This is a genomic window from Streptomyces sp. NPDC003023 (assembly GCF_042888225.1).
Lineage (GTDB): Bacteria > Actinomycetota > Actinomycetes > Streptomycetales > Streptomycetaceae > Streptomyces.
In genome coordinates this window covers 443,708-466,743 of record NZ_JBIAPL010000007.1, presented here as the reverse complement: position 1 = coordinate 466,743, position 23,036 = coordinate 443,708, and the positions used below count along the sequence as shown (strand labels likewise).

Sequence of the window (23,036 nt, the reverse complement as noted above, 5' to 3'; positions counted from 1 at the left end):
GAACCTCGACCATCCGAAGATGGACGGGGTATCAACATATCTGGCGTTGATTTTTGGCACACTGTTGAGTTCTCAAGGAACGGACGCTTCCTTTGGACCGTTTTCATGGGGCCCTCCGGGCGCTTCCCTTCGGTGTTTCAAACACTATCAGGCTTTTCCTGTCCTCCTGACCATCACCCTGCGGACACCGTGAGGACGCCCAGTGGTTTAGACCAGTTAGGATCTCGGCTTGACAGTCGCTGCCGACCCCCGACTCAGCGTCGCGTTGGGGTCAGGCAGGGATACGACGTTACAGGCCGACCGGCAGATGAGGCAAATCGTTTCCGGTGCACCCCTAGGTCCGTCAACTGGTAGATCTCAGGCGGAACTAGGACTTCTCATGACCTACTCTTCAGAGCAGCGCGCGTCCCGGACAGACAGTGACGGCGCCCGTACGAATCTCCGCCCCTGGGAGGCTCCATGACCACAGTGACGTCCCCTCTTGCCGGCCGGGCCATCGGTCTCGCGGCCGTGCCCGATCCGGTGTTCTCCGGTGCCATGGTCGGGCCCGGGACAGCCATTGATCCCGTGCGTGAGCCGTCGGAGGCCCTTTCTCCCGTCGACGGCATCATCGTGTCCCTCCATCCTCATGCGTTCGTCGTCGTCGACGACGAGGGTCACGGTGTGCTGACGCACCTCGGCATCGACACCGTGCAGCTCAACGGCGAGGGCTTCGAGCTGCTCGTCGCCAAGGGGGACACCGTCACACGCGGTCAGGCCGTGGTGCGCTGGGACCCCGCGGCCGTCGAGGCTGCCGGCAAGTCCGCCATCTGCCCGGTCGTGGCGCTCGAGGCCACGACCGACGCCCTGTCCGACGTCCGTGAGGACGGCGACGTCAAGGCCGGCGAGAGCCTCTTCGGCTGGCAGTGACCCGCCGACGTCGGTGACGAACCTCGGACATCCATCCCGGCGGCTGGACCGCCGCCCCTATCGGAGACGGTGAAATGGAGACAACGCTGCGAGGCGTCGGCGTGAGCCACGGTGTGGCGATCGGCGAAGTGCGGCACATGGGCACGGCGGTTCTCGAGCCGCCGGCCAAGCAGATCCCGCCTCAGGACGCGGAGCGCGAACAGGGGCGCGCCCGCCAGGCCGTGGAAGCCGTCGCCGCCGACCTGATTGCCCGGGGCAATCTGGCAGGTGGCGAGGCGCAGGCGGTGCTCGAGGCCCAGGCCATGATGGCGCAGGACCCGGAGCTCATGTCCGACGTGGAGCGCCGTATCGCCGTCGGCAGCACGGCCGAGCGGGCGGTGTACGACGCGTTCGCTGCGTACCGGGCTCTGCTGGCCGGTGCCGGCGAGTACCTGGCAGGCCGGGTCGCGGACCTGGACGACGTCCGGAACCGGATCGTGGCGCGGCTGCTGGGCGTGCCCATGCCGGGTGTGCCGGACAGCGACGAGCCGTATGTACTGATCGCCCGGGACCTGGCGCCGGCGGACACCGCGCTGCTGGACCCGGGACTGGTGCTCGGCTTCGTCACCGAGGAGGGCGGGCCCACGAGTCACAGCGCCATTCTGGCGCGGGCGCTCGGGGTCCCCGCCGTGGTCGCACTGCCGGGCGCGGGTGAGCTCGCCGAGGGCACGCTGATCGCCGTCGACGGCAGCACGGGCGAGATCTTCGTGGAGCCGAGCGACGAGAAGCGGGCGCAGATGGAGCGGGCGGCGGCCGAGCGCAGGGCCGCGCTCGCGGCGTCCAGCGGTCCGGGCGCGACGTCGGACGGCCACAAGGTGCCGCTGCTGGCGAACGTCGGCGGGCCCGCCGACGTGCCGGCGGCGGTGGACGCCGGCGCCGAGGGTGTCGGCCTGTTCCGTACCGAGTTCCTTTTCCTCGACGACAGCAAGCAGGCTCCGTCCGAGGAGAAGCAGGTCGAGGCGTACCGGAAGGTGCTCGAGGCGTTTCCCGAGGGCCGGGTGGTCGTGCGGGTGCTGGACGCCGGTGCGGACAAGCCGCTCGACTTCCTGACGCCGGCCGACGAGCCGAACCCGGCACTGGGTGTGCGCGGTCTGCGATCGCTGCTGGACCACCCGGACGTGCTGCGGACTCAGCTGTCGGCGCTGTCGAAGGCCGCACAGGGCCTGCCCGTGTACCTCGAGGTCATGGCGCCGATGGTGGCGGACCGTACGGACGCGAAGGCGTTCGCGGACGCCTGCCGCGAGGCGGGGCTGCAGGCGAAGTTCGGCGCGATGGTGGAGATTCCGTCCGCCGCGCTGCGGGCGCGTTCGATCCTGCAGGAGGTCGAGTTCCTGTCGCTGGGCACCAACGACCTGGCTCAGTACACCTTCGCCGCCGACCGGCAGGTGGGTGCGGTGTCCCGGCTGCAGGATCCGTGGCAGCCGGCGCTGCTCGACCTGGTGGCCCTGTCCGCGGAGGCCGCGAAGGCCGAGGGCAAGAGCTGCGGCGTGTGCGGTGAGGCCGCCTCCGATCCGCTGCTGGCCTGTGTGCTGACGGGTCTCGGTGTGACGTCGCTGTCGATGGGCGCGGCGTCCATCCCGTACGTACGGGCGACGCTGGCGAAGTACACGCTGGCCCAGTGCGAGCGCGCGGCCGCGGCGGCGCGTGCCGCGGACACCGCTGAGGAGGCCCGGGTGGCCGCGCAGGCGGTTCTGTCCGGGGAGTAGCCGTCGCGTTGCTCACCGGCAGCAGGAAGAAGGGGGCTTTCCGCCGAAGGGCGGGAAGCCCCCTTCGGCGTCAGTGGTGGTGCTCCGGGTCGTCGGTGGCGACGGGGAACCCGGCGCAGTACTCGACGCCCGGTTCCGGTGGGATGGGGTCGCCGGTCGCCGCGTCGGTGCAGTACGCGCTGAACACCTCGCCCGCCGTGAGGGGATCGAGGCGGCCCTGCCGGAGGCGCCAGCCGTGCAGGTGGTCCGCGGCGCCGGGTGTGCTGGTCCTCAGGACCACTCCCCCCGAACCCTGCAGAGCGATGCCCACCGCGAGGACGGTGACGAACTCGGCTCCTTCCGTGGCGTCGATCCGCGCGGACTCCTCGGCGCTGCCGTGTGCGTGCAGAACGGCGAGGAGTTGCTCGTCGGGTCCGGGGACGCTGCAGACGAGGTGGTGCTCGCCTGGCCCGGCCCGCTCGAGGAGGCGCATCAGGATGCGGGAAGCCTCCTCGAAGGCGGCCCTGCCGATGTCCTGGCCGCAGTCGGCGCACATGCCGAGGTCGGCGAGGAGCACGGTGGCGTATTCCCAGGTGGCCTGGCGGACGGCTTTGCCGATGAGCTCGGGCAGCAGCCGGGTGAGCGGCTCGCCGGTGTAGGGGACGCTCGCGGCGCGGCCCGCCAGTTCGGCGGTGAACCGGCTGCGGCCGGCCGGGGCGTCGGCGTCGATGCCCGCTTCCGCGCAGAACTCGGCGAACTCGTCGGGGTCGAAGAGGGCGACGGACGTGTGCAGTTGCTGCGCGGACAGGCTCCTCAGCAGTTGCTCGGACTGCTTGAGATACGTCGGGTAGTCGTCGAAGGCGAAGGTGCGGTATTCGCGCATCCTCGTGAAGTCCTGTTCGTCGGCGAGGATGCCGACGGTGCTCGGGACCTCGCGGCGCAGTGAGCGCCGCATCGATGCGTTGTTCCGGGTCCGCCTGGACCGATTCGTGTGCGCCATGCCGATATTCCCCCAATGCGCTGTCGATCGTTCGTGACTCACGGTAGTGGGAGCCACTGACAATCGGTGCCGGCGAACGCGCGACCCCTCGGCCCCGGCCTGCGGCGGCCGGGCCCGAGGGGTTGGAGGTGGTCCTGGCGGGGCTACTTGCGGGCCTGCGCGATCTCCTCGTAGAAGCGGAGGAGTTCGAGGTTGTCCACGGAGCCGGGGTTGACCGCCTTGGCGAGCGCGGTGCCCTGGAGGAGGCGCTTGACCGGGACCTCGATGCGCTTGCCGGTGAGGGTGTGCGGGACGCCGGGCACCTCGATGACCTCGTCGGGCACATGGCGCGGGGAGAGGTTCTCCCGGATGGACTGCTTGATGCGTGCGCGCAGGGAGTCGTCGAGCTTCGCGCCTTCGGCGAGGTGCACGAAGAGCGGCATCCAGTAGCCGCCGTCCGGCTCCTCCAGGCCGATGACGAGGGACTCCCGGATCTCGGGGAGGCGTTCGACGACCTCGTAGATGTCGGCGGAGCCCATGCGGACGCCCTGGCGGTTGAGGGTGGAGTCGGAGCGGCCGTGGATGATCACGGAGCCCCGGTCGGTGATGGTGATCCAGTCGCCGTGCCGCCACACACCGGGGTACATCTCGAAGTAGCTGTCGCGGTAGCGGCTGCCGTCGGGGTCGTTCCAGAAACGGATCGGCATGGAGGGCATGGGGTTGGTGACCACCAGTTCGCCGACCTCGCCGATGACGGGCCTGCCCTGCGGGTCCCAGGACTGGAGATCGGTGCCGAGGCAGGCCGCCTGCAGTTCGCCGATCTCGACGGGGAGGGTGGGGACGGCGCCGGCGAAGCAGCTGCACACGTCCGTTCCGCCGCTGACGGAGGCGATCCACAGATCGTCCGCCACCTCGTCGTGGATCCAGCGGAAGCCGTCGGGGGGCAGCGGTGAGCCGGTGGTGGCGACGCACTGGACGCGGGAGAGGTCGAAGTCCCTGCCGGGGTGGACGTCGGCCTTCGCGCAGGCCATGACGTAGGCGGCGGAGGTGCCGAACAGGGTGGCCCCGGTGCGTTCGGCGACCCGCCACTGGGCGCCGGTGTCGGGGAATCCGGGGCTGCCGTCGTACAGGACGACGGTGGTGCCGGTGAGCAGGCCGGAGACGAGGAAGTTCCACATCATCCAGCCGGTGGAGGTGTACCAGAAGAGCCGGTCACCGGGTCCGAGGTCGCAGTGCAGGCCGATCTGCTTGAAGTGTTCGAGCAGGATGCCGCCCTGGGACTGGACGATGGCCTTGGGCAGACCGGTGGTCCCGGAGGAGTAGAGGACCCACAGGGGGTGGTCGAACGGGACCTGCTCGAAGACGGGCTCCGCGTCCCCCGCGGTCACCGCGGACCACTCGAGGGCACCGTCCGGGGCGGCGGTGCCGAGCAGCGGGATGTGGACGACCGCTCGCAGGGTCGGCAGCTCGCGGCGGAGCTCGGCGACGGTCTCGGCGCGGTCGTGCTCCTTCCCGCCGTAGCGGTAGCCGTCGACGGTGAAGAGGACGACCGGTTCGACCTGCTGGAAGCGGTCGAGGACACTGCGGGCTCCGAAGTCCGGGGCGCAGGAGGTCCACACCGCGCCCACCGCGGCGGTGGCGAGGAGGGCGGTGACGGCCTGCGGGATGTTCGGGAGGTAGCCGCTGACGCGGTCCCCGGGGCGTACACCGAGGGCACGCAGCTCTGCGGCGAGCGCCCCGACCTGGCGTCGGAGCTCGGACCAGCTGATCGGTGTTGGCTCATGTGTCTCGTCCACATGAAGCAGCGCGGGATCATGTGCGTGCGCCGGGTCCTCGGCGGTGCGCAGGGCGTGCTCCGCGTAGTTGAGGGTGGCGCCGGGGAACCACTGTGCGCCGGGCATCGCGCGGTCGCCGAGCACCTGTGTGTACGGGGTGGAGAAACGGACCTCGAACCATTCGGCGACCGCCCGCCAGAACGTCTCCAGCTCGTCGACGGACCACTGGTGCAGTGCCTGGTAGCCGCCTTCGGCGGGTGCACCGTGCCGATCGGCGGCCCACGCCTGGAAGCGGGTGACACGGGCGGCCGCGATGCGGTCGGGGTCGGGCTGCCAGAGAGGGGCAGGGTTCTCTGCTGAGGTCATGGGGCGGCTCCCGGGCTGGCTCTACGCGGTGTGTGCGTGCGCCGCGCACGAGCGGGGTGTGCGCGGACGCGGCTGAGAGGACGATGCCATGTGATCGTCTTTCGCACCAGGGCGGATCCTCCATGAGCGGCGCGGCGAATATGTGCCCCCACCATGGGTGAACGGCAGTTGAACAGCACATCCGCGCCCGTCGCCGAGTGGCAGGGTGAGCCGCATGGACGGTCGTGATCTGGGGCGCGCGGTGAGAACTTTCGGTACGGGACAAGGGCTGCGGGCGGCACGTGGGGCGTGGCGGCGTCACCGGGCCGATGCGGCGGCCCTGCCGCCCCGGGGAGCGGAGCGGGCCAGGGTGCCGGGACCGGCCAGTGGGGCCGAGCCGCTTCCTGGCGGGGGAACCGTGCGGTTCGCTCGTTCCGAACTGCGGATCGTGGTGACCGTCGGCGGCGCGGTGTTCCGTGGCTGGGACGGTGCTCTGCCCGAGCCCTCGTACGCGCTGGCCGGTGCGCCGCCCGAGCCGGATCCACGAGCGGAGGTGGAGCCGGACAAGGACGGCGGCTGGCAGGTGGTGTCCGAGCGGCTGACGGTCGCGGTCTCACGGCACGGCGCCGTGGAGATCCGGACACCGGGCGGTGTGGTGCTGCGCAGGGATCTGCCGCCTCGCTGGTGGGAGCCGGTCCAGGGCGGTCCGGCGCGCTGGGTCCAGCGCAGCGAGATCGCGGCGGACGCGCGGCTGTTCGGGCTGGGCGGCCGGACGTCCGGTCCCCGGTTGCGGGACGGCACGTACCGGCTGTGGAACACCGCTCCCCCGCCCGGCTTCGGTCCTGACGACGGTCCGCTGCACATCACGATGCCGGTGCAGACCGTGGTGGCGGACGCGGGGACCCATCTCGCCTTCCACGACAGCACATGGGATGGCCGGGTGACCGTGCGCGAGGGTGAGGAGGGCGCCGGTTCCGGCCATGACAGGCCGGGCACGGTCGAGGTGCGGATGGACGGCGGGCCGCTGCGGAGCTGGGTGGTGGTGGGCACCCCGGCACGGGTTCTGAGCGGCTGGGCACAGCTGACGGGGGCGCCCGCGCTGCCCCCGTCGTGGGCGCTGGGTCCGCAGCACGCCGTACGGGCCGGCCGCGAGGAGGAGGTGCGGCGGACGGTGGACGCCCGCCGTCGGCTGGGGCTGCCACTGTCCGCGGTCCATGTCGCCGAGGAGCCCGGCTCGCGGCCGGCCGGGCGACCGGCCGCTTCGGAGGGCTTCCAGGGTCTGCCGGAGCTGGCGAAGGACCTGCTGGCGGACGGGGTGCGGCTGGTCCGGTCGGTGGCTCCGGCAGTGGACGCCGTGCCCGGAGAAGCGCGGTACGAGCACGGGCTGGCCGCCGGTCTGTTCGTGCGGGACGCGAAGGGCAAGGAGGTGCGCGGCACGACACGCCGGGGGGACTGCGTCTTCCCCGACTTCACGGATCCACGGGTGCGCGAGTGGTGGGGCGACCTGTACGGAGAGGGCACGGCGCAGGGTTTCGCCGGCGAGTGGCTCGACGGGAACGAGCCGGCGTCCTGCTCGGTCTTCCGCGGTGCGACGCTTCCCCGTTCGTCGCGGCATTCGCTCGAGGGGCGCGGCGGGGACCACCGGGAGGCGCACAACGTGTACGCCCTGGCCATGGCGCGTGCGGGGTACGAGGGGCTGCGCCGGCTGCGCCCGGACGAGCGGCCGTTCGTGATGTCCCGTTCCGGCTGGACGGGCATGCAGAGATACGGCGGCGCCTGGGCCGGTGACATGACGACGGGTTGGCCCGCGCTGCGTGCCTCGCTGTCGCTGGTGCTCGGCCTGGGGCTGTGCGGTGTCCCGTACGCGGGGCCGGACGTGGGTGACGAGGGCGGGCGGTCGGCGGAGCTGTACCTGCGACGGCTTCAACTGGCGGCCCATCTGCCGCTGTTGCGTACGAGCGGGTCGGGGACCCCCTTGTCTTACGGGCCCGAGGTGACGGCGTGGGCGAGGGACGCCCTGGTGGAGCGTGAGCGGCTGGGTCCGTACTTCACGACGCTGGCGCACCTGGCGCGGCTCACCGGGGCGCCGTATGTGCGCCCGCTGTGGTGGCGGTCTCCGCAGGACAGGCCGCTGCGGGACTGCGAGGACGCGTTCCTGCTGGGCGACTCGCTGCTGGTGGCCCCGGTTCTGGAGCCGGGCGCGGACCGGCGTGCGGTGCGGCTTCCGCGCGGCCGGTGGTACGACACGGCGTCGGGCCTGCCGTACGAGGGGCCGGGGCAGGTGCTGGTGGACGCGCCGCTGTCCCGAGTCCCGGTGCTCGCGCGGGCGGGGGCCGTGCTGCCGGTGCTCGCCGAACCGGGCTCGGAGGAGGGGCGGGACGAGGTCGCTCTGGAGGTCTGGGCACCGGCCGCGGGTCGCAGGGGCGGTGGCCTGGTGGTGCGGGACACCGGTGAGGGGTGGGCGGAGCCGGAGATCGAGCGCTACGCGACGCGGCTGGTGAACGGGCGTGTGGTCGTGGAGCGGACCACTGACGACGGACCGGTGGCGGTCGAGAGGGAGGTACGGGTCCGGGGGCCGGTGTGACGCGGGCGCCACACAGGGCCCGGCGCCGCACACAGCCGGGCACCGCGCACAGGGCCCGGCGCCGCACACAGCCGGGCACCGCGCACAGCCGGGCGCCACACACAGCGGGGCACCGCACAGGCCGGGCGCACCCCAGGGCCGGGCGCCTCAGTGCTTGTAGGTGCCCGCGAACCACTGGCGTACCGCGACGGTGTGGAGCGGGAAGGCGAGCTCGGCGGGGGCGTGCAGCAGCCGCCACCCGTCGGTCTCCTCGGTGGGTGAGGACGGAGGCAGTTCGGCGACGGGCCGCTCCGGGAGTAGTCCGAAGACGAGCAGGTGGGCCTGCGAGCTGAGGACGTCGGCGAGCCGGACATCGTGCTGCGACGCCTCGATACGGGTCTCCTCGCGCAGCTCACGCACCACCGCGTGCCGCCAGTCCTCGCCGTGGTCGATGAACCCGCCCGGAAGGGCGGTGCCGCCGCGGGCCGGTTCGATGAGCCGCGTGATGACGACGAGTCCGGTTCCGTGGGCGTCGCGCACGGGCACCAGGGCGACGGCCACCGGCAGCGGGTTCCGGTAGGCGGTCTCGTCGCAGGCGGGACAGGTGCGGGGCCATCCGGCATCGGGGCCGTACGGCGCTCCGCAATGACCGCAGTAGGAGTCCTTGGACACGCGCGGACTGTATCCGATCACCCTTCCGCACAGGGGCGGTTACTGATAGACGGTGTTCGCATGACTCGACTTGGTTCCGCTTTCCGTGCTCTGACCGCCATGACCGCGGCCCTGCTCTCCGTCGCCTCCGCGGCGCCCACCGTGCAGGCGGCCCCGGAACCGAGGGCGCCGCGGGAGTTCGTGGCGCTGCGCACCGTGGCGCCGACGATCATCCAGGAGATGCGCTACACGACGGCGCACAACTTCGTGGGTGAGCCGGTGGACGGCTACCGGCAGCCGGTGTGCATCCTGACCCGGCCGGCGGCCGAGGCACTGCGCCGGGCCCAGTCGCGACTGCTGCGGCAGGGCTACTCGCTGAAGGTGTACGACTGCTACCGCCCTCAGCGGGCCGTCGACCACTTCGTGCGCTGGGCGAAGGACCTCGAGGACGAGGCGATGAAGGCGGAGTTCTATCCGCAGGTCGACAAGTCGCGTCTCTTCGCGGACGGTTACATCGCGGAGAAGTCCGGGCACAGCCGCGGCAGCACGGTGGACCTGACGGTCGTGAAGCTTCCCGCGGTGCCCACCCGGCCGTACGTCCCCGGTGAGGCGCTGGTGCCCTGCTACGCGCCGCAGGACGAGCGGTTCCGCGACAACTCCGTCGACATGGGGACCGGTTACGACTGCTTCGACACGCTGTCGCACACCGACGACCCGAGGATCACGGGCGAGCAGCGCGCCAACCGGGATCTGCTGAGGAGCACGCTGGCCGCGGTCGGGTTCTCGAACCTGCCGGAGGAGTGGTGGCACTTCACGTACAAGCCGGAGCCGTTCCCCGACACGTACTTCGACTTCCCCGTCGCCGTGCGTCCTGTCGCGGGGCACGGGGCGGGCTGACGAGGGGCGCCGTTGCGGCTACGGTGCCCGCATGGCGCAGCAGCGGACTTTCGAGTCGTACGAGGAGTTCTGGCCCTACTACGTCGCGATGCACTCACGGGCGGCGACCCGGTGGGTGCATCTGACGGGCACGCTGACCGGTGTGGCGGTCACCGTCTACGGCCTGGCGCGGGGGCGGAAGCGGTACGCGGCCGCCCTGCCGCTGATCGGGTACGGGACGGCGTGGCCGGCCCACTTCCTCATCGAGAGGAACAACCCCGCGACGTTCGGTCATCCGGCGTGGTCGCTCCGCGGTGACGTGCGAATGATCCGGATGATGCTGGCGGGCAGGGACGCGGAACTGGCGGAGACCGCCGCCAAGTGGCATGCGGAGAACGGCTGACGCGTACCCGGTCGCGTCGCCGGTGCCGACGGCCTTGACGGTCTTTCACAGCAGGTGAAAACTGCCCTCTCGTCGGCAGCGCCGTAACGCGGCGCGCACGCTCACCACGGCCGTCGGGTCGACGGACGCACACACGACGTACGCACCACGCACGCAAGCACGCACGCACATGGAGCACGCACCCTGCACGGAGGACCGGCCGCACGGCCGGGCCGGGGACAAGGAGCCGCCATGAGCAACGCAGACATATTTCTCGGTGAGGTCATCGGCACCGCGATACTCATCCTCTTCGGCGCCGGCGTCTGCGCCGCCGTCACGCTGCACCACTCGAAGGCGAGGTCCGCCGGCTGGGTCGTGATCGCGTTCGGCTGGGGTTTCGGTGTACTGGCCGGCGCGTACACCGCCGCACCGCTGTCGGGCGGACACCTCAACCCGGCGGTGACGGTGGGCCTCGCCGTCGACACCGGTGAGTGGAGCAAGGTGCCGCTCTACATCCTGTCGCAGATGATCGGCGCGGTCCTCGGCGCCGTACTCGCGTACCTGGTCTACTTCGCGCAGTTCCAGGCGAACGCCGACATCAAGAACGCCCAGCCGACACTGGGGATCTTCGCCACCGGTCCGGAGATCCGCAAACCGTGGGCCAATCTGCTCACGGAGGTCGTGGCGACGGTCGGTCTGGTGCTCCCGCTGCTCGCGTTCGGCAGGAACGACGGGATAGGCATCGGGCAGGTCCCCGGCGCGGACGCCGGGATCTACGGCTCGGGCATCTCCATCCTGCTGGTGTCGCTGCTGGTCGTCGGCATCGGACTCTCGCTCGGCGGGCCGACGGGCTACGCCATCAACCCGGCCCGCGACCTCGGTCCGCGCATCGTGCACGCGGTGCTGCCGATACCCAACAAGGGGACGTCCGACTGGGGTTACGCCTGGGTGCCGGTGGCAGGGCCGGTCATCGGCGGACTGCTGGCCGGACTCGTCTTCAACGCAGCCTACTGAGGCCTTACGAGGGGACGTCATGACGGACAGGTTCGTCGCCGCGATCGATCAGGGCACCACGTCCAGCCGCTGCATCATCTTCAACCAGGACGGCGCCGTCGTCGCCGTCGACCAGCGTGAGCACCGCCAGATCTTCCCCAGGCCGGGCTGGGTCGAGCACGACGCCACCGAGATCTGGTCGAAGGTGCAGGCGGTCGTCGCCGGTGCGCTCGCCGAGGCGGGTCTGCGGGCGGACCAGCTCAGCGCACTCGGCATCACCAACCAGCGCGAGACGACGGTCCTGTGGGAACGGGCGACCGGGAAACCCGTGCACAACGCGATCGTCTGGCAGGACACCCGGACCGCCGCCCTCTGCCACGAGCTGGGCGGGGCCGACGGCCAGGACCGCTTCCGTGACACCACGGGCCTGCCGCTCGCCAGCTACTTCTCCGGCCCCAAGGCCGCCTGGCTGCTGGACAGCGTGCCCGGGCTCCGGGCACGGGCGGAACGGGGCGAGATCGCCTTCGGAACCATCGACTCCTGGCTGATCTGGAACCTCACCGGCGGCACGGACGGCGGAGTGCACGTCACCGACGTCACCAACGCGTCCCGGACGATGCTGATGGACCTCCGGACGCTGCGGTGGGACAGCACGATCCTCGCCGCGATGAACGTGCCGGAGGCCGTGCTGCCCGAGATCAGGTCCTCCTCCGAGGTGTACGGGACAGCCGTCGGCCCCCTCGCCGGGGTGCCGGTCGCATCCGCCCTCGGCGACCAGCAGGCCGCGGTCTTCGGCCAGGCCTGCTACGACACCGGTACCGCCAAGAACACCTACGGCACCGGCAGTTTCCTGCTCCTCAACACCGGCAACCGGCCGGTGCCCTCGAAGAGCGGGCTCATCACGACACTGGGCTACAAGATCGGCGGCGAGTCGCCCGTCTACTGCCTGGAGGGCTCCATCGCCATCACGGGCGCCCTCGTGCAGTGGTTCCGCGACCAGCTCGGCATCATCCGCTCGGCCGACGAGATCGAAACGCTCGCGGCGAGCGTGGAGGACAACGGCGGCGCCTACATCGTGCCGGCCTTCTCCGGCCTCTACGCACCCTACTGGCGCTCCGACGCCCGCGGTGTCGTCACCGGCCTGACCAGGTACGTCACGAAGGCGCACCTGGCGCGTGCGGTGCTCGAAGCGACCAGCTGGCAGACCCGCGAAGTCGTCGACGCGATGTACCAGGACTCCGGGGTACGGATCACCACGCTCAAGGTCGACGGCGGCATGACGGCGAACCGGCTGCTGATGCAGCATCAGGCGGACGTGCTGGGGGTGCCGGTGATCCGGCCGAAGGTGTCGGAGACGACGTGTCTCGGCGCGGCGTACGCGGCCGGACTCGCGACCGGCGTCTGGTCCGACCTGGACGAACTCAAGACGCACTGGCGGCGCGACGTGGAGTGGTCACCCCGGATGGACGCGGAGGTCCGCGAGCGCGAGTACCACAACTGGCGCAAGGCGGTGGAGAAGAGCTTCGGCTGGGAGGAGGGTCCGGCAGGCGGCTGAGTCCCCCGCACGCCCTGAGGACCACGGCCCGTACCCCGGTCGGTGGGGGTACGGGCCGTGCCACGTCCGACGGCCGGTTCGGCCCGGCGGGGTCAGGTCGTGGCGTGTTCCCGCACCTGGTCCGCACGGGCGTGCGCGTGCTCGACGACGGCGACGAGGATGTCCTTGACGGACTCCCGTTCCCGCGCGTCACCGATCAGCAGCGGCACCTCCGGATCGAGGTCGAGGGCGGCCCGCACCGTCTCGGCCGAGTACCGCTTCGCCCCCTCGAACGAGTTGACCGCGACCGCGAAGGGAATGCCGCGGCGTTCGAAGTAGTCGATTCCGGCGAAGCTGTCGTCGAGGCGGCGGGTGTCCGCGAGGACGACCGCCCCCAGGGCGCCCTGCGCCAACTCGTCCCACAGGAACCAGAAGCGGTCCTGACCGGGTGTGCCGAAGAGGTACAGCACGAGGTCCTCGCGGAGGGTGATGCGTCCGAAGTCCATGGCGACCGTGGTGGTCGTCTTCCCCTCGACGCCCTCGATGTCGTCCACCGGCCGGCCGGCCTCTGTGAGCCTCTCCTCGGTGCGCAGCGGCTTGATCTCGCTGACCGCGCCCACCAGAGTCGTCTTGCCGACGCCGAAGCCGCCGGCCACCAGGATCTTCAGTGTCACTGGCTCGATCGGCGCCTTGCGGCGGCTAGAGCGCCCGAAGACCATTGATCACCTCGCGGAGAATGCTCACGTCCGGCAGTTCGGCCGGCGGAACGGGACGGGTTACGTGCACGAGTGAGTCGTCGACGAGATCGCCGACGAGGACGCGGACCACGCCGACGGGCAGGTCCAGCCCGGCGGCGAGTTCGGCGATGGACTGGGGGGCGTCGCCGCAGCGTTCGACGATCTCGACGTGTTCCGGGGAGAGCGTCTGGTCCACGCCGGGGTCGCCGGCCGCGGCCTCCGGCACGACCAGGGCTATCAGGTCGAGCCGGTGGCGGCCGGCGTGGCTGGTTCGGCCGCGGGTCATCGCGTACGGGCGGACCACCGGGCCCGCGTCGGCGTCGATCCAGTGGTGCGATCTGTGACCGTGCCGGACTGAGTCGCTCATGGCCACCCCCTCATCCCCCCGAGGCGGGACCGGTCCGTGGCGCGGTTTCGAGGTGCACTCCGACGCGCTTGACCATCAGCGTCATCTCGTACGCGACCTGGCCGACGTCCGAGTCGGCATCCGCCAGGACGGCCAGGCAACTGCCGTCGCCCGCCGCGGTGACGAAGAGGAACGCCTCGTCGAGCTCCACGACGGTCTGGCGGACCTGCCCGGCGTCGAAGTGCCGGCCCACTCCCTTGGCCAGGCTGTGGAAGCCCGACGCGACCGCGGCCAGGTGTTCGCTGTCCTCGCGGGTGAGTTCACGGGAGGTGCCGGTCGCGAGGCCGTCACTGGACAGGACCAGGGCCTTGCGGATACTCGCGACACGGTCCACCAGCTCGTCGAGGAGCCAGTTGAGCCCGCCCGGGCGCTGGGCCCCGGTGGCGTCGGTTGCTGTGGCGTGCGGTGCGGTCATCGACCGTCCCCCTCAGATGTCGATCCTGGTACGGTCCGGCCGTCGCCGGTGGCCTGGTCGGTGCCTTGCTCGGCTGCGGCTTCCTCGGCGTTGCGGCGACGGCCGCGCTGCCAGCCGCGCTGCATGGAGGCCATGCGATTGCGGACTTCTTCGGCGTCCCGCTCCGGCTCGCGGCCGGTCGTGGCGGAGGACTCGGGTGCGGCGCCGGCCGACGCCCTGAGCTGGGGCGCGAGGCTGGCCTGCCGTACGCGGCGGGGCAGGCCGTCCAGCGTCGGCGAACCGGTGTCCGGCGCGGCTTGCCGGTCGGGCTGCTGCGCGGGCTGCTCTGCGGGCCGGGACGGGCCGTTGTCCTGGGAAGGCGGCAGGTGCGCCGGGCCGGACAGCGGGCCCCGCTTCGACCGGTCACGGCGGTCGGGGGCGATCGGCGTGGGCGCGGCCGCGAGCGACGGCCGGGCGAACGGCGTCGGTTCCACGGCGCCTCCCGGTTCGGGCGCCGGATGGCCGCGGCCGCCCGCGCCTCGTTCGTCGACCCGCCGACCGTGGTCGGCGACGAGCGTGGGGGGCCTGCGCCTGGGGAGCGGCACCGGGCCGGCGCGGTGCTGTCCCGGCTCCAGCGCCTGCCGGCGCTGCTCGCCGGACCTCTCGCCGTGGCGGTCGCGGGACCGGGAACGGAAGATGCCGCCGCGCTCGCTCTCGCTGTCCTCGATGTCGCCGAGGCGGTCGGGGCCGGCGAGGCGGTCCTGGCCGGCGATGCGGTCGGGGCCGCCCGGCAGTGAACGGCCGTCCCCACGCAGCGAGCCGTCGCGCTCGTCGAGACCCAAAGCCCCTATCGGAGCCTCCAGTTCGACGGGCCCGTCGAGGAGTGCGGCGTTGCTCAGGCCGGTGGGCACCTTGGACAGGGCCGGCTGCTTGCCGTCGCCCCCGCGCCGCCCGGCGGCGCTCTCGCTCTTGCGGTCGAGGCGGAATCCGGTGCCCTGGGTCTCCGGCGCCTCCGTGAGCAGGGCCGCCGGTATGAAGACCACGGCGGTCGTGCCGCCGTACGGGGACTGCTGGAGCGAGACCCGCACGTTCTGGCGCTGGGCGAGCCGGCTGACGACGAAAAGGCCGAGCCGGTCGGTGTCGGAGAGTTCGAACTCGGGAGTCTCCGCGAGACGGAGATTGGCCTCGAGGAGGGCGTCGCCCGCCATGCCGAGTCCGCGGTCGTGGATCTCCAGGGTGAAGCCGTTGGCGACCCGCTCGCCCAGGACCTGTACTCCCGTGTGCGGGGGCGAGAACACGGTGGCGTTCTCGAGGAGTTCGGCGATGAGGTGGGTGAGGTCCGCGACCGCGGGGCCGCCGACGCCGATACGAGGCAGCCTGCGCACCTCGATGCGCTCGTAGTCCTCGACCTCGGCGACCGCGGCCCGGACGACGTCCATCAGCTGGATGGGCTTGCGCCACTGCCGCGAAGGGGCCGCGCCGGAGAGGATCACCAGGCCCTCCGCGTGGCGCCGCATACGGGTGGTGAGGTGGTCGAGGCGGAACAGGTCGGCCAGTTCCTCCGTGTCCTCGGTCCGCCGCTCCATCGTGTCGAGCAGTGACAGCTGGCGGTGGAGCAGGACCTGGTTGCGGCGGGCGAGGTTGACGAAGACCTCCGAGACGCCGCGCCGCATGTCGGCCTGGCGGACCGCCGCTTCGACGGCCGCCCGCTGAAGGGTGTTGAGGGCCTGGCCGGCCTGGCCGATCTCGTCCTTGTCGTACTCGAGGCGCGGCGCCTCCGTCTCGACGTCCACGTGTTCCCCGGCGGCGAGGCGGCGCATCACGCTCGGCAGGCGTACGCCGGACACCTCGTGGGCCTCCTTGCGCAGCCGGGTCAGGTCACGAATGAGATCGCGGCCGATGCGCACGGAGACGATCACGGAGACGAGGAGTGCCAGGAAGCCGAGGACGCCTGCCACACCGGCCTTGACGAGGACGACGTACGCGGCCGGTTCGACCCGGTCCTGGTAGCGGTCACGGGCGTCGGCCGCCTCGCGTTCGAGGCTGTCGAGAACGGGGGTCGCGGCCTGCTGCCAGCGTTCGGCCTCGGACGCGGGAAGGTCGTCGGCCGGGCCGCCGGCGATGATGCGTTCCTCGGCGTCGCGCAGCGGCGCGGTCTCCGGGCTGCGCCAGTAGTCCTCGAACCACCCGCGCTCCTTGGCCGGCAGCATCTCGAGGTTCGTCTGGTAGTGGATCTGGCGGTGCGCCGCGTGGTCGGCGAGCTCGCGGAGCTCCTGGGCCGACACCTTCCGCGCGGTCAGCGAGGAGGCGATGAGGGCGTCCTCGCGGGAGAGCATCTCGCGGGCCCGGGAGATGCCGACCAAAGCACGGCCCTGGCGTTCCAGTTCGACGTCGTCGAGTGCGTGCAGGGTCAGCAGGAAGCTGTGCGAGGGGTCGATGATCCGGTTGAAGAACTCCAGCACCTGGGGGCGGGTGATGGTGTTCGAGTCCACCGACCGGCGCAGTGCGACGATGCCGTCGAACGCGTCGACGAGCGAGGTGAGCCGTTCGAGGGACTCGGGTGTCAGGTCTTCGCCGACCGACGTCTTCTGAGCGTTGCCGCGGACCCTCGCCACTGCCGCGTCGGTGGCGTCGCGCCGGCTCTGCAGCTCGGGCAGCGCGTCGGAGGCGCGGCGGTCCGCGAGGTAGACCAGCGTCTGCCGGCGTTCCTGCTGAACGACGTGGATGGTGTCGCCGACCGGCGTTCCGACCTGCTCGGCCACCGAGGTCGCCTTCAGCAGCTGGTTCGCGTCCCAACCGGTCAGTACGGTGGCGAAGCCCCAGAGCGCCGTCAGCGAGACCAGAGGGACGAGCAGCAGCGCCACGATCTTCCGGCGGATGGACTTCCCGCGAAAGCGCATGGCCTCCCCCTGCTCAATCCCGCACGGTGCGGGTGCTGTTCCGTCAGCAAACGGCGTGAGCCTACTACTGCGCCACAGCCAACTCGAAGACTCGTCCGGGCAGTTTTCGGCCGTCGTGAGACGACTTGAATACGGGATGTCCCGGTATTCACGGAGATGGCATTCCAGGCAGTGGCGGACGACAGGAGCGGCACGTCATTTTCCGGACCACGGCAGATGGCTGGAATTCTCCGCTTCTCGGGAATCATCCGGCCTGGTCATTCGTCATTCAGTGCGGGGGTGTTCAGGGTTCGCAGTCGCCACGCGCATCGGATCCGGCCTTTGTCGGCGGGAGTTCCGGTGCGGCGGCCGTGCCGGGAAGTGCCGATGTCGCGCGGCCACCGGAGTAGAGCGGCGGAATCGGGGCACCCACCATTGAGCCGGACAAAGGTGGGGAGTGAGACGTTCCATGGACACGGACGAGCGTCGTGAGGGTGCGACGCCGACTGCGGACGACGTACATGTGCCGCGGCAACTCTGGGTCGAGGAGCCGGTGGCCACACGACGTATGGCCGACCCTGTGCGCACAGCGGCGGTCCGCGCGGTGATCGTCATGTCGCTGACGATGATCCAGGCGATGGCCGCGTTGCTCTTCACGCTCACGGGGGCGTGGCTGGCGTTCCCGCTGGTGCTCAGCACCGTGGCGAGCACGGTGGTCGCCACCTGGGCGGTGCTCGACGTGTGGGTGACCCGCCAGGTGTGGAACCAGCGCAACGGCGTGGTGTCGATACCGAGCAGCACCGCGCGGCGGCTGCGCCGTGAGCGCCGCCGTGCCCGCAGGGCCGCCCGCACCGCCGAGCGTGCGGAGTCCCGCATACGGCGGCGCGGACAAGGCAGGCTCTCCCAGGCCTGACCGCCGGCTCCTCAGGACGGGCTCCGGGGCCCCCGCAGGGCCCGCCCCGAAGTCCGCGGGCGCCGGGGATCACCGGCGCGTCACTCAGGACCCGTCGCCGTGGCCCTCGGTCAGTTCGGGCAGCGCCGGGGCCGGGGCCTCTCCCGTCTGCTGCTCCGGCAGCGGCGCACGCTTGAACATGCGGGTCGCGGTGATCTCTCCGTGCACCGTCGCCTCCGCGGGGTCCGTCTTCGGCAGACCGGGACGCAGATGCTCCTCGACGCTGATGTACTTCAGGCCGGCCCTCAGATCGGCGTCGTTGCGCAGCCGGATCACCAGGGGGAACTCCGCCAGGGCCGTCGTGTCGAACAGGCCCGTGGTGTAGAGCAGTTGCACACCCAGCGCGTCGGAGACCGCGCGCTGGAGCTCCAGGAGATATGTCGCGTTGGCCCGGCCGATGGGATTGTCCAGGAACAGCGTCCCCGCGTGCCGGTGCCTGTCCCGGCCGCGGTCGTTGCTGCGCAGCGCCGCCATCGTGCAGTACAGGGCGATGGCGGCGGTGAGCAGCTGGCCGCCGGAGAAGACGTCTCCCATCTGTCCGACCGGCACCCGCTCCGCCCTGAGTACGGCGTCCGGCTTGAGGATCTCCACGGCGATGCCCCGCGGTTCGAGAGCGGCCCGGACGCCGCGGAGCAGCAGTGACATACCGTCCCTGCGCAGGTCGGAGTTCTTCTTCACGGCAGCGCGGGTCGCCTCGTCGATGACCTCGCCGAGCCGCTCCGCGAGCGTCGCGTGGTCCGGCTCCTCGAACCGGATCCGCAGGAACTCCTGCCCCGACCACTCCCCGAGCCCTTCCGGCAGCCGGGAGAGCCGCTGCGCGGAGCGCAGTGTGGCGAGCGCGGACTCCACCAGGCCGCGCAGCCGGTCGACGATGGTGTCGCGATTGCGCTCCAGCTGCTCCAGTTCGTCGGTGAGCACCCGGAGTCTGGGGGCGAACGCCTCCGCCCATTTCGCGGCGTGCTCGGGCAGCGCCGCCGCGGGCAGCTCGCGGATCTGCTGGCGGGCCGGGGTCCGCACCTGCTCGTAGCGGGTGGAGTTGGCGTGCCGTACGAGGATGTCGCTCGCCTCCCGTACGGCCGCTTCGGCGGCGGACAGGTCCGCGGCGCAGCCGCGCAGCGAACGCCGCGCCTCCGCGGCGGACCCTCGGGCGTCCTCCAGACTGCCGGGGTACGGCTCCGAGGCGTGTTGCGTCTCGTCCTCGTGGTGGTTGTCACGCATCAGGTCGCGCAGGAGCGCGGCCGTCTCGTCGAATCCGCCTGCCGCGTCCTGTGCCGCCCGGTGGGAGTACAGCAGTCCGCTGTGTGCGGAGCGGGCGCTCTCCAGGGTGTCCGAGCAGGAGGCCAGTTCGGCGGTGGCCGTACGGAGGAGGGCCTGGGCGTGTTCGGCGTCCGCGGGGACGAGATCGTCGGGCAGTTCGGTGTGCGCCTCGCCGTCGGCGGGAGCGAGCCGCTCTGCCTCGCCGCGCAGCCGGCCCAGCTTCTCGCTCGCCTCCGAGGCGCGTGACTCCAGCATCTGCACCAGCGACTCGGCCCGTACGGCGGCTGCCTGGCGGGAGGGGCCGTCGGCTCCGTCCGTGCCTTCAAGGAGCTGCGCCGCCCTGGTCCGCACCTTGTTGGTGAGCCGGTCGAGCTCCGCGAGCGCGGCGCTCTCGTCGCTCTCGGCGCGGGCCTGTTCGGCGCGCAGGTCGGCGCCGACGCCGACCTTCTCGTAGAGCTGGGACGCGGCGCGGTAGGCCTCGCGCAGCGCGGGCAGCGAGGGGCGGGGCGCGCCGCTCTCCTGCTCCGGCAGGTTCTCGGGAGCTCCCGCGATCTCGGCGCGCTCCGCCCGGAGCGCGCGGGCGGTGCGGCGCGCGTCGTCCCCGGCACGCTGAGCGGCGCGACGGTCCTCGTCGGCTGCCTTCGCCCGCTCCAGGCAGGTGGCGGCGCGGGCCTCCGACTCGGCCGCCTCGTCGGCCAGTTCGCGGACCTTCACCTGCCAGGCGGCCCGTTCGCGCAGCCGGAAGGCAAGGCCGGCGAGCGCGTCGGCGGCGCGGCGGGCGCGCTGTGCGGCGTCCTGCCGCTCGTCGCGTACGCGGGCGGCGTCCGCCGCCGCCTCTTCCGCTTCCGCGCGGGCGGTGCGGGCCTCCGTGAGAATCTCCTTCGCCTCTTGGGCGGCCTCTCGTGCGGTACGGGCGCCTTCTGCGAGTTCGGCGAGCATGCCGGGCGGACAGTCGGACCGCCAGGCCCCTAGCCGGGCGCCGATGGCCCGGTCTGCCGCGAGGCGTGCGGCGAGGACCCGGATGTCCTCGTCCCGTGCGGTCGTCCTGGCGCGCAGCGCGTGACGCTCCTCGTCCGCGGCGTGCTCGTCGTGCATCGCCGGGTTGGGCGGTACGAGGAACACGTCCTCGGCCTCGCCGCCGGCGCCCGACGGCGGCACGGGGGCGAGCAGGGCGGCGGCGGTTCCGACGGCCACGGTGGAACGCGGCAGGAGGGCCGCGCCCGCGAGAACCTCGCGGGCCCGGGCGTGGGAGGCCGGGTCCGTGATCACGACCCCGTCGACCAGCTCCGGGCGCGTCGCCAGCACTGCGGCGTGGTCCACGGGGTCGACGGACTGGGCGAGATAGCGCCAGCCGGGCAGGGCGGGGATGCCGTGCTCGCCCAGGTACTCGACGGCGGCGAGGACGTCGGGGCCCGGCGGCAGCAGGCCCCCGTCGCCGAGGGCGCCGAGGATGCGGGCGTCGTCGGCGGCGGCGGTGCGCAGGTCGAACAGCTGCCGCTCCGCGGAGGAGACGGACTGCTCGAGCAGCTCGCGCAGTTCGTCGGCGAATCCGTCGAGTTCCTCGACGGTGAGGGGACCTTCGCCGGTGCGTCGGCCGCGGGGGCCGCTGTCGGGTGCGGACCGGGGGGAGGTTCCGCGGGCGCCTGTCACACCGGACGTGGTCGTCGCACCGGGGGCGGTCTCCGAAGACGTCTCGTGCCCGCCGGCGGAACCAGCGGCCGGGGCGGTTCCCGCGTCGGCGGTCCCCTGGCCGGCGGACGCGGACCCGGGCACGGCCGGGACGGCGGCGCTGCGCGGCGACGGCACCGGGGACGGCGGGGTCGCCGGGGCGATGCTCAGCAGGTCCGTGAGCCGTTCGTCCTCCGCGATGGACTCCGCGGCGCGGCGCTCCGCCTCGTAGGCGTTCTCCGCTGCCCGCGCCGCGTCCGCGGCGCGGGCCGCGGCCAGTTCGGCGCGGGACTCCGCCGCGGACGTCTCCTTGGCGACGTCCGCCGTGGAACGCGCCGCCTCCCGTGCCTCGTCCCATGCGGCCACGGCCGCCTTCTCGGCGTCGCTCGCCGCCAGCGCGGCTCGCGCCGGGTCGGCGTCGGGAGCGGTGTCGTCGAGCCACCCGGCCCGTACCGCCTCCGCGGTCTCCTGCTCGACCTCGGTCAGCCGCTGCCGCAGGTGCCCGATCTCGCTGCGGGCGCGCTGCGCCTCCGTGGCGGCGACGGTGGCGTCGCGGTGCGCGGCCTCGCCCGTCTCCTGGAGTGCGCGGGAACGCTCCTCCTCCTCGTTGGCGACCGCCTCGCCGTCCTCCGCCGCGCTGTGCAGGGCGCGCACCAGGTCGCCCGCGGCCTTGGCGCGTGCGGCGAGCGCGGGAGCGGCGTCGCGCTCCGCCTCGCGGATCGCGGCGGCGACACGGGCGGCGCGGTCACCGGCAGCCCGGTGGCGCAGGACCGCCTCCGCGGCCTGCCAGGCCGAGTGCAGCGTACGGGCCTCGATGAGCTCCCGGCGCTGCGCCGCCGCGCCCTTCTCCGCGGCGGCCAGTGCCAGCGAGGCGTGTCTGAAGGCCAGTTCGGCAGCTACCAGTGAGCTGCGGTCGCGTGCCTGCTCCGCGCCGGTGACCGTGTGCGCGGCGGCGGTGACCTGCTGGGCGAGGTCCGCGGCCCGGGACCGCTCCTGAGCGGCGCGTGCGGTCAGGCGGCGGGCCAGGGTACGGGTGCGGCGCTCGGCTCCGGCGTGGACGTCGCGCGCCGTGGTCCTGCTCGCGGCCGCGTCGACGATGCGGCCGAGCAGGTCGACGGATCCGGCGGTGAAGTCGCGTTCGGCGGTCAGTTCGGCACGGCGGCCGAGTTTGTTGCCGAAGCCGCTGACGAGGTCGGCGAGGCCGTCCGTGTCGCGGGTGTCGGTGACGGCCCGCAGCAGCAGGTCGGTGAAGTCGGAGTCCTTCTTCACGGCGAACAGACCGGCTGCTTCGCCCTCGTCGGCGTTCATCTCCCGCTGGTAGCGGAAGAGTTCGGGGTCGAGGCCGAGGTCGCCGAGGTGTTCGTTCCAGCGGTCGTGGATCTCTTCCCAGTAGACGTCGAGATGCGGGTACGCCTTGCCCGCCTCGGTGACCGCGTCGCGGAAACCCTTCATGGTGCGACGGCGTCCCTGGGCGCCGGACGCGCCCTCGACGGGCGGGCGGACCGCGGTCGACTCGGCGACGGGAAGAGAGTCGAGACCGAGGCCGGGGCCCGGGCGGAACGAGTACCAGGCCTCCGCGAACTTCCGCGGGTCGTTGGACACCTGGCGTCCACGCCACTCGCTGACCTTGCCGACGACGACCAGTTCGCCGGTGAGGGTGTGCTGCCACTCGAGCGCGACATGCCCGCAGTCGTCGGCGAGGAGGAACTTGCGCAGCACGCCGGAGCTGGCGCCGCCGAGGGTGTTGCGGTGGCCGGGCAGCATCACCGAGAAGATCAGCTTCAGCAGAACGGACTTGCCGCCGCCGTTCTCCAGGAAGAGCACACCCGCGGGCGCGGGGCGGCGCGGCGGGCCGACGGGCTCCTCCTCGAAGAACTCCGCCTGGGTGGGGGCGGGGTTGGGCACGGGCTCGCCGACTCCGCGCAGGTCGAGCACGGTGTCGGCGTAGCGCGCACCGGCGGGACCGATGGAGTAGAGGCGGACCCGGGACAACTCGTACATGGCGGCGGACT

Annotated in this window: 17 protein-coding genes; 9 read left to right on the top strand and 8 right to left on the bottom strand. The window is 72.2% G+C overall.

Going from position 1 to position 23,036, the window contains the following annotated elements; translation table 11 throughout:
* The 3 genes from ACFYV1_RS24600 to ptsP form a co-directional block, all read left to right on the top strand.
* A partial coding sequence (locus ACFYV1_RS24600) for a hypothetical protein (RefSeq protein ID WP_389397691.1) occupies positions 1 to 193 on the top strand: 193 nt, incomplete at its 5' end.
* 266 nt (positions 194 to 459) lie between these two features.
* A complete protein-coding gene (locus tag ACFYV1_RS24595; protein ID WP_389397690.1) occupies positions 460 to 909 on the top strand; it encodes a PTS glucose transporter subunit IIA in 450 nt (149 codons plus the stop codon).
* 74 nt (positions 910 to 983) lie between these two features.
* Entirely contained in the window at positions 984 to 2,654 is a 1,671-nt protein-coding gene (gene ptsP / locus ACFYV1_RS24590; protein ID WP_389397689.1) for a phosphoenolpyruvate--protein phosphotransferase, read from the top strand.
* Positions 2,655 to 2,724: 70 nt separating this feature from the next.
* Here the strand turns inward: ptsP and ACFYV1_RS24585 are convergent, their stop codons facing one another.
* Both ACFYV1_RS24585 and ACFYV1_RS24580 read right to left on the bottom strand, forming a co-directional pair.
* On the bottom strand, positions 2,725 to 3,633 hold the full coding sequence (locus tag ACFYV1_RS24585; protein ID WP_389397688.1) for a hypothetical protein: 909 nt from the start codon (positions 3,631 to 3,633) through the stop codon (positions 2,725 to 2,727).
* Positions 3,634 to 3,776: 143 nt separating this feature from the next.
* Complete coding sequence (locus ACFYV1_RS24580) at positions 3,777 to 5,753, bottom strand: acetoacetate--CoA ligase (protein WP_389397687.1); 1,977 nt, start codon at positions 5,751 to 5,753, stop codon at positions 3,777 to 3,779.
* Between the two features lie 214 nt (positions 5,754 to 5,967).
* Between ACFYV1_RS24580 and ACFYV1_RS24575 the strand changes: the two genes are divergently transcribed.
* A complete protein-coding gene (locus ACFYV1_RS24575; RefSeq protein ID WP_389397685.1) occupies positions 5,968 to 8,316 on the top strand; it encodes a glycoside hydrolase family 31 protein in 2,349 nt (782 codons plus the stop codon).
* 147 nt (positions 8,317 to 8,463) lie between these two features.
* Here the strand turns inward: ACFYV1_RS24575 and ACFYV1_RS24570 are convergent, their stop codons facing one another.
* Positions 8,464 to 8,967 (bottom strand): NUDIX domain-containing protein, encoded by a 504-nt coding sequence (locus ACFYV1_RS24570; protein ID WP_389397684.1) that lies wholly within the window; start codon positions 8,965 to 8,967, stop codon positions 8,464 to 8,466.
* 60 nt (positions 8,968 to 9,027) lie between these two features.
* Between ACFYV1_RS24570 and ACFYV1_RS24565 the strand changes: the two genes are divergently transcribed.
* The 4 genes from ACFYV1_RS24565 (at position 9,028) to glpK (ending at position 12,752) form a co-directional block, all read left to right on the top strand.
* Complete coding sequence (locus ACFYV1_RS24565; protein ID WP_389397683.1) at positions 9,028 to 9,843, top strand: M15 family metallopeptidase; 816 nt, start codon at positions 9,028 to 9,030, stop codon at positions 9,841 to 9,843.
* A 31-nt stretch (positions 9,844 to 9,874) separates the two neighbouring features.
* Positions 9,875 to 10,225, top strand: coding sequence for an Mpo1-like protein (locus tag ACFYV1_RS24560; protein WP_389397682.1), 351 nt, complete (start codon positions 9,875 to 9,877; stop codon positions 10,223 to 10,225).
* 231 nt (positions 10,226 to 10,456) lie between these two features.
* Positions 10,457 to 11,218: an MIP/aquaporin family protein gene (locus ACFYV1_RS24555; RefSeq protein WP_389397681.1), complete on the top strand. Its 762-nt coding sequence runs from the start codon at positions 10,457 to 10,459 to the stop codon at positions 11,216 to 11,218.
* Between the two features lie 19 nt (positions 11,219 to 11,237).
* Positions 11,238 to 12,752, top strand: a complete 1,515-nt coding sequence (gene glpK / locus ACFYV1_RS24550; protein ID WP_389397680.1) for a glycerol kinase GlpK — start codon at positions 11,238 to 11,240, stop codon at positions 12,750 to 12,752.
* 92 nt (positions 12,753 to 12,844) lie between these two features.
* On the opposite strand, the gene ACFYV1_RS24545 is transcribed toward glpK, so the two are convergent.
* The 4 genes from ACFYV1_RS24545 to ACFYV1_RS24530 are packed head-to-tail and all read right to left on the bottom strand — an operon-like array spanning position 12,845 to position 17,168.
* Positions 12,845 to 13,450, bottom strand: a complete 606-nt coding sequence (locus ACFYV1_RS24545; RefSeq protein ID WP_389397679.1) for an ATP/GTP-binding protein — start codon at positions 13,448 to 13,450, stop codon at positions 12,845 to 12,847.
* Positions 13,431 to 13,835: a DUF742 domain-containing protein gene (locus tag ACFYV1_RS24540; protein ID WP_389397677.1), complete on the bottom strand. Its 405-nt coding sequence runs from the start codon at positions 13,833 to 13,835 to the stop codon at positions 13,431 to 13,433. Before ACFYV1_RS24540 ends, ACFYV1_RS24545 begins: the two co-directional genes overlap by 20 nt.
* Before the next feature lie 10 nt (positions 13,836 to 13,845).
* Complete coding sequence (locus ACFYV1_RS24535; RefSeq protein ID WP_389397676.1) at positions 13,846 to 14,289, bottom strand: roadblock/LC7 domain-containing protein; 444 nt, start codon at positions 14,287 to 14,289, stop codon at positions 13,846 to 13,848.
* Positions 14,286 to 17,168 carry a nitrate- and nitrite sensing domain-containing protein gene (locus ACFYV1_RS24530; protein WP_389397675.1) on the bottom strand — a complete coding sequence of 961 codons (2,883 nt, stop codon included), beginning with the start codon at positions 17,166 to 17,168 and terminating at the stop codon, positions 14,286 to 14,288. Before ACFYV1_RS24530 ends, ACFYV1_RS24535 begins: the two co-directional genes overlap by 4 nt.
* A gap of 448 nt (positions 17,169 to 17,616) precedes the next feature.
* Between ACFYV1_RS24530 and ACFYV1_RS24525 the strand changes: the two genes are divergently transcribed.
* A complete protein-coding gene (locus ACFYV1_RS24525; RefSeq protein WP_389397674.1) occupies positions 17,617 to 18,060 on the top strand; it encodes a hypothetical protein in 444 nt (147 codons plus the stop codon).
* An 84-nt stretch (positions 18,061 to 18,144) separates the two neighbouring features.
* Here the strand turns inward: ACFYV1_RS24525 and ACFYV1_RS24520 are convergent, their stop codons facing one another.
* Positions 18,145 to 23,025, bottom strand: coding sequence for a hypothetical protein (locus ACFYV1_RS24520; RefSeq protein WP_389397673.1), 4,881 nt, complete (start codon positions 23,023 to 23,025; stop codon positions 18,145 to 18,147).
* Positions 23,026 to 23,036: the final 11 nt, after the last annotated feature.

What these genes read in the sequence shown, in the direction of transcription:
- ACFYV1_RS24540 (WP_389397677.1), bottom strand. Translation starts at nt 13,835, where the DNA reads ATGAGCGACTCAGTCCGGCACGGTCACAGATCGCACCACTGGATCGAC.
- ACFYV1_RS24525 (WP_389397674.1), top strand. Translation starts at nt 17,617, where the DNA reads ATGGACACGGACGAGCGTCGTGAGGGTGCGACGCCGACTGCGGACGAC.
- ACFYV1_RS24545 (WP_389397679.1), bottom strand. Translation starts at nt 13,450, where the DNA reads ATGGTCTTCGGGCGCTCTAGCCGCCGCAAGGCGCCGATCGAGCCAGTG.
- ACFYV1_RS24595 (WP_389397690.1), top strand. Translation starts at nt 460, where the DNA reads ATGACCACAGTGACGTCCCCTCTTGCCGGCCGGGCCATCGGTCTCGCG.
- ACFYV1_RS24535 (WP_389397676.1), bottom strand. Translation starts at nt 14,289, where the DNA reads ATGACCGCACCGCACGCCACAGCAACCGACGCCACCGGGGCCCAGCGC.
- ACFYV1_RS24585 (WP_389397688.1), bottom strand. Translation starts at nt 3,633, where the DNA reads ATGGCGCACACGAATCGGTCCAGGCGGACCCGGAACAACGCATCGATG.
- glpK (WP_389397680.1), top strand. Translation starts at nt 11,238, where the DNA reads ATGACGGACAGGTTCGTCGCCGCGATCGATCAGGGCACCACGTCCAGC.
- ACFYV1_RS24575 (WP_389397685.1), top strand. Translation starts at nt 5,968, where the DNA reads ATGGACGGTCGTGATCTGGGGCGCGCGGTGAGAACTTTCGGTACGGGA.
- ACFYV1_RS24520 (WP_389397673.1), bottom strand. Translation starts at nt 23,025, where the DNA reads ATGTACGAGTTGTCCCGGGTCCGCCTCTACTCCATCGGTCCCGCCGGT.
- ACFYV1_RS24580 (WP_389397687.1), bottom strand. Translation starts at nt 5,753, where the DNA reads ATGACCTCAGCAGAGAACCCTGCCCCTCTCTGGCAGCCCGACCCCGAC.
- ptsP (WP_389397689.1), top strand. Translation starts at nt 984, where the DNA reads ATGGAGACAACGCTGCGAGGCGTCGGCGTGAGCCACGGTGTGGCGATC.
- ACFYV1_RS24560 (WP_389397682.1), top strand. Translation starts at nt 9,875, where the DNA reads ATGGCGCAGCAGCGGACTTTCGAGTCGTACGAGGAGTTCTGGCCCTAC.
- ACFYV1_RS24555 (WP_389397681.1), top strand. Translation starts at nt 10,457, where the DNA reads ATGAGCAACGCAGACATATTTCTCGGTGAGGTCATCGGCACCGCGATA.
- ACFYV1_RS24565 (WP_389397683.1), top strand. Translation starts at nt 9,028, where the DNA reads ATGACTCGACTTGGTTCCGCTTTCCGTGCTCTGACCGCCATGACCGCG.
- ACFYV1_RS24530 (WP_389397675.1), bottom strand. Translation starts at nt 17,168, where the DNA reads ATGCGCTTTCGCGGGAAGTCCATCCGCCGGAAGATCGTGGCGCTGCTG.